Genomic DNA, 5,590 nt, shown 5'->3' with positions numbered 1-5,590 from the left:
CGGGTCCAGACCAAACCCGTTCCGAGTTCTTCCGTGATGGGCCGAACCTTCGCGCGGCGACGAGTGCGCGGCAATTCGGCACCGGCCCGGGTCAGGCGCTGACCGCGATACCGCTCCTGGCCGACGGCGGCTGCTCCGCCAACGCACTACCGGCTCCACTGCGAACTGGTGGATCGGCGCACTGAGCACCGCATAGCTGCCAGAAGGGGAAATCCATGAGAAGACGTCGCATCGCGGTATCACGACTGGCAGCCGCACTCGCCCTCGCCGTCACGGCGACCGCCTGCAGCGAACTGCAGAACGCCGCCACCGACCAGGAGTTCAACGGCAGAACGCTCACCGTCGCCGGCCCCTGGTCCGGCGTGGAACAGAAGAACTTCACGAAGGTGCTGAACGCCTTCTCCGAGGAAACCGGTGCCAAGACCAAGTACGTTTCCACCAGGGCGGACGGCCGCGACGATTTCCCCGGTTTCATCGGCAACATGATCAAGGAGGGCAAGGCCCCCGACGTGGCGATGGTGCCGCAGGTGAGCGTGCTCCAGCAGTTCGCCGAGAAGGACTGGCTCGAGCCGCTCCCCCCGAACGTCGAACTGGCCGCCGCGCGCAACTTCGCGCTGGTGTGGCAGAGCTCCGGCAGTGTCAGGCGGGTCTTCTACGGCCTTTACTTCAAGGCGTCACACAAGTCGACGGTCTGGTACAAGCCGAAGACGTACAAGCAGGCCGGCGTGAAGCCTCCCAAGTCCTACAAGGAGATGCTGCGGGTCGGCGAGGCCCTTTCCCAGTGGGGTCTGCCGGCCTTCTCGATCGCCGCGAAGGACGGCTGGCCGCTCACCGACTGGTTCGAGAACATCTACCTCTCCCAGGCCGGGGCCTCAAAGTACTCCGAACTGGCCAGCAACGAGATCGGCTGGACCGACCCCAGCGTCGTCAAGGCGCTGACCACTCTGGGCGAGCTGTTCAAGGACGAGGATCAGGTGGCCGGCGGCGGGTCCGAGGCGCTGCGCACGGACCTGGTCGAGTCCATCGGCGCGGTCTTCGACAAGGACCCCAAGGCCGCGATGGTCTACGAGGGTGACTTCGTCTCGGGGATCATATCCGGCGAGTTCAACAGGAACGTGGACAAGGAGGCCGACTTCTTCCCCTTCCCCGCCGTCGACGGTGGGGAACCGCCGGTGATCAGCGGTGGAGATGCGGCGGTGGCCCTGAAGGCCGGGAAGAACAAGGAGGTGACCATGGCGTTCATCGAGTGGCTGGCCACTCCGGAGGCCGCCGAGGTCTGGGCCAAACAGGGCGGTTACCTCTCCCCCAACATCAACCTGGACCTGAACGCCTACCCGGGCGAGACGACCCGCAAGGTCGCCAAGTCCCTGGTGGACGCGGGCGAGTCCGTGCAGTTCGACATGTCCGACCAGACGCCCGCCGCCTTCGGCGCCACCAGCGGCGCAGGCGAGTGGCAGATCCTGCAGAACTTCATCCGCGACCCCTCCGACCCCGAAGCCACCGCCCGCAAGCTCGACGCCGCCGCGAGCAAGGCCTATCTCGACGCTTCATCGGCCAGCCAGCGCTGACGCCGTACTGGAGGGGCACGGGAGCGTGGCCGGCAGCCGGCCGTGAGGACCCGGGGCGCCGCCCGCGCCGTCCCGCCGGCGGCGTGCGCCCGCTCCCGGCCGATTCCCCGCCGTGTGCCGGCCATGCAGGGCCGCGTACGGGCCACGTACCGGCCATCGTGGGGCGCGTCACAGACAACACGACGACACTGTGGCAGCTTCAACTGCGTTACTCCTCAGTAGAGTTGGTGGACAGCTGAGGATGGAGTCCGGCCCCGTACGCGGAAAGGATCGGATGAGCGCTTCCGAAGCTCTGACACTCGACCAGGTCGTCGACACGGCCCGGTATCCCCTCTCGCAACCCGGCAGCGCCGAAGGCCGGGCCCTGGTCTCCCGCGCCCGGCGCGAACTGGCGGCCGTCGGCTGCACCGTGCTGCCGGACTTCATCCGCCCGTCGCTGCAGGACGTCCTGCGGCAGGAGTGCTCGGCCATCGCACCCCGCGCGCACTTCGACGTCGCGACGGTCAACGTCTACAACATGGCCGCGGACCCGGACCTGCCGGCAGACCATCCGGGCCGCACGTCCTTCGAGCGGGGCAACGCGTTCGTCGCCCGGGACCGTATCCCGGCGGACGCCCTCATCAGCCGCCTCTACTCCGACGAGGTCTTCCAGCGCTTCATCGCGGACTGCTTCGAACTGACGCGGCTGCACGAGCTGGCGGACCCGCTCTCCGGGCTGGTGCTCAACGTCGTCGCGCCGGGCCTGGAGCACCCCTGGCACTTCGACACCAACGAGTTCACCGTCAGCATGCTCACCCAGGAAGCCCAGGACGGCGGCATCTTCGAGTACTGCCCCAACATCCGCTCCGCCCACGACGAGAACTTCGGTGACGTCCGGGACGTACTGGACGGGCAGGGCGAGCGGTTGACCCGGCGGCTGCCGCTGCGGCCGGGAGACCTGCAACTGTTCAAGGGCCGCTACTCGCTGCACCGGGTGAGCCCCGTGCGCGGCGACGTCGCGCGCCACTCGGCGATCTTCGCCTACAGCGAGCGCCCCGGAGTCATCGGGAGCGTGGCACGGACCCGGCAGCTCTTCGGCCGGGTGGAGCCCGAGCACCTGGCGGCCGCCGGACGGGCCGTGCGGGGCGACCGGCTGCTGGACTAGCCGGCCCCACGAGCGGCGGGTGCGCGGACAGAGCAGTCCTCGCACCGGCCGCCGCTTCCCCTTCCCCACTCCGCTTCCCACCGTCTTCCCCGCCCGCTTCCCCACCCCGCGATCCCGGAGGAGTACGCCCCGTGCGTTATGACGCGACCGGAAAAGTCACCCTCGACCACATCTACGACCGGCCCGATCCGCGCGCCTACTTCAGCGAGCTGCGCACGCTCGACTACTGCGTTCCGCAGCAGGCCAAGCCCTACTTCGCGAAGCTCATCAAGGAGTACCGGGAGGCCCGGCAGGTCGCGGCGCCGCAGGTGCTCGACATCGGCTGCTCGTACGGGATCAACGCCGCTCTGCTGAAATACGACGTGACCATGGACGAGCTGTACGCGCGCTACGGCGCCGACGACCGGCCCGGGACGCCGAGGGCGACCCCCGAGGCCCTGCTGGACCGGGACCGGGAACTGTCCAGGTCGCGCCGGCCCACCCACCCCGTCCGCTTCGTCGGCCTGGACACCTCCGGCGACGCGCTCTCCTACGCGCTGCGGGCCGGGTTTCTCGACGACGCCGTGCACGCCGACCTGGAGGCGGACGAACCCGGACCGCGGCAGCGCGCCCAGCTCGCCGGGACGGACCTGGTGATCTCGACGGGCTGTCTCGGCTACGTCACCGAGCGGACCCTCACCCGCGTCATCCGCGCCCAGGACGGCGGCCACCGGCCCTGGATGGCGCACTTCGTCCTGCGGATGTTCCCTTTCGACACGGTGGAGCGCGCGCTGGCCGGACTGGGGTACCGGACCATCCGCGTCGACGAGGTGTTCAAGCAGCGGCGGTTCGCCTCCGCGCAGGAGCAGTCGCTCATGCTGGAGACGATGTCGGGCGCGGGAGTGGATACGCGGGGCCTGGAGGCGGAAGGCTGGCTCTACGCACAGCTCTACCTCTCCCGGCCGAGCGACGAGGCCGGCAACGGCTGACCTGACAACCCGTACACGACAGGTTCCAACGATCCGAATTGAGAACAGAATTGAACACCAGCCAGAGCACAGCGACCACCCCGACCTTCGCGCGCGAGGACACGCTGCCGCGGGTGCCGCTGCCCACGCTGGAGGCGAGCTGCGAGAGGTTCCTCGCGTGGTGCGCGCCGCTGCTGTCCGCCGATGAGCGGGCGGCGACCGAGGCGGAGGTGGACGCCTTCCTCAGCCCCGACGGCCCGGGCCGGGTGCTGCAGTCGGCACTCGAGGCGTACGACGCCGAGGAGGGCGTGCACAGTTGGCTGGACACCTTCTGGCCGTACCGCTATCTGGGCCGCCGGGACCGGATCGCGCTCAACGCCAACTTCTTCTTCCTCTTCCGGGACTCCGGGCAGCCGCAGGTGGAGCGGGCGGCGGGGCTCATCGCCGGTGCCGTCAACTACAAGCGGCAGCTGGACCTGGAGCTGATTCCGCCGGTGGTGCAGCGCGGAGCGCCGCAGTCGATGGAGCAGAACAAGTACCTCTTCTCCAGCACCCGGATTCCCGGCGCGCAGCAGGACACCGTCCGCACCCCCTACTCCGAGGCGTGGCCCGGCCCGTCCACCGCCCGGCACGTCGTGGTCTTCTTCCGCGGTGGCATGTACCGGCTGGACGTCCTGGGCGACGGCGGTGTGCCGCACAGCCTGGACGACCTCGAGGCGGGGCTGCGCGCCGTCATCAAGGCCGGTGCGGAATCGGCGGATTCCCCGGTGGGCCACCTCACCACCATGGCCCGCGCGGAGTGGGCCGCCGCCCGGGAGTCCCTGCTGGCCTGCCACCCCCGCAACGCGGACGCGCTGGAGGACGTCGAGACCGCGCTGTTCTGCGTCTGCCTGGAGGACTTCGCGCCCGCGGACACCCAGCAGGCCTGCGACCACCTGCTGCACGGCGACCGCGGCAACCGCTGGTTCGACAAGGCCCTGACCCTCATCGTCTTCGAGGACGGCCGGGCGGGCATCAACGTGGAACACTGCGAGCTGGACGGAACCACCATCCTCAGCTTCACCGACGCCCTGCTGGACACCCCCGCCGAGGAGCACAGCCTGCAGTCCGGGGCCCAGCCCCAGGGCCCGCCGGTGCCGGTGCCGGTCGGCTTCGAGCTGGACGAGACGCTGCGGGCCCAAGTGCGCTCCGCCGCAGACGCGTTCGCGGCGTACGGGGCGGACACCGCGACCACCACCGTGTCCTTCGACGACTTCGGTGCGAGCGCGGCCAAGGCGCTGCGGGTCTCGCCCGACGCGTTCGTCCAGGCCGCCTACCAGCTCGCCCACCAGCGCGCCAAGGGACACCTGGGCGCCACGTACGAGTCGATCGCCACCCGCCAGTACCGGCACGGGAGGACCGAGGCGATGCGCGTGGTCACCCCCGGAATGCGGGAGTTCGTGGCGGTGATGGAGGACCCGGAGGCCGGTGCCGGCAACCGGCGTGCCGCGTTCCGGGCCGCCGCCGAGCAGCATGTGACCCGGGCGAAGGAGTGCCAGGTCGGGCAGGCGCCGGAGCAGCACCTGTGGGAGCTGGAGCTGATCCAGCGGCGGCGCGGGGCGGAGCTGGGAGTCACCGAGCAGCCCACCCTGTACCGGACGCCGGGCTGGCTCACGATGCGGGACGACTACCTCAGCACCAGCTCCGCGCCCTCCGTCAACATCCAGTACTTCGGCTTCGGTTCGACCAGCAGCAAGTGCATCGGCGTCGCATACGTCCTGCTGCCCGAGCGCTTCAACCTCTACCTGAGCACGCCGCGGGCGGTGGCCGGCCAGATGCACACCTTCGCCGACCGGCTGCGGGAGGCGGTGGCCGAACTGCGCGAACTGCTGGCGGGTGAACAGCCCGCGGGCTGACGGGGCTCACCTCGGCCGGTTCCGAAGATCCGGCCG

Annotated in this window: 4 protein-coding genes; all 4 read left to right on the top strand. The window is 69.9% G+C overall.

Annotated features, from left to right (window positions below; genetic code table 11):
* Positions 1-215: 215 nt before the first annotated feature.
* The 4 genes from ACRDP3_RS11490 to ACRDP3_RS11475 all read left to right on the top strand — a co-directional run bounded on the left by ACRDP3_RS11490 (position 216) and on the right by ACRDP3_RS11475 (position 5,554).
* A complete protein-coding gene (locus tag ACRDP3_RS11490; RefSeq protein WP_431516786.1) occupies positions 216-1,568 on the top strand; it encodes an ABC transporter substrate-binding protein in 1,353 nt (450 codons plus the stop codon).
* 274 nt (positions 1,569-1,842) lie between these two features.
* Complete coding sequence (locus ACRDP3_RS11485) at positions 1,843-2,712, top strand: HalD/BesD family halogenase (RefSeq protein ID WP_431516785.1); 870 nt, start codon at positions 1,843-1,845, stop codon at positions 2,710-2,712.
* A gap of 131 nt (positions 2,713-2,843) precedes the next feature.
* On the top strand, positions 2,844-3,680 hold the full coding sequence (locus ACRDP3_RS11480) for a class I SAM-dependent methyltransferase (RefSeq protein ID WP_431516784.1): 837 nt from the start codon (positions 2,844-2,846) through the stop codon (positions 3,678-3,680).
* A 50-nt stretch (positions 3,681-3,730) separates the two neighbouring features.
* On the top strand, positions 3,731-5,554 hold the full coding sequence (locus ACRDP3_RS11475; protein WP_431516783.1) for a choline/carnitine O-acyltransferase: 1,824 nt from the start codon (positions 3,731-3,733) through the stop codon (positions 5,552-5,554).
* Positions 5,555-5,590 lie beyond the last annotated feature (36 nt).

Source organism: Streptomyces sp., assembly GCF_050698815.1.
Lineage (GTDB): Bacteria > Actinomycetota > Actinomycetes > Streptomycetales > Streptomycetaceae > Streptomyces.
This window is presented reverse-complemented; position numbering and strand designations above follow the sequence as displayed.

What these genes read in the sequence shown, in the direction of transcription:
- ACRDP3_RS11490 (WP_431516786.1), top strand. Translation starts at nt 216, where the DNA reads ATGAGAAGACGTCGCATCGCGGTATCACGACTGGCAGCCGCACTCGCC.
- ACRDP3_RS11485 (WP_431516785.1), top strand. Translation starts at nt 1,843, where the DNA reads ATGAGCGCTTCCGAAGCTCTGACACTCGACCAGGTCGTCGACACGGCC.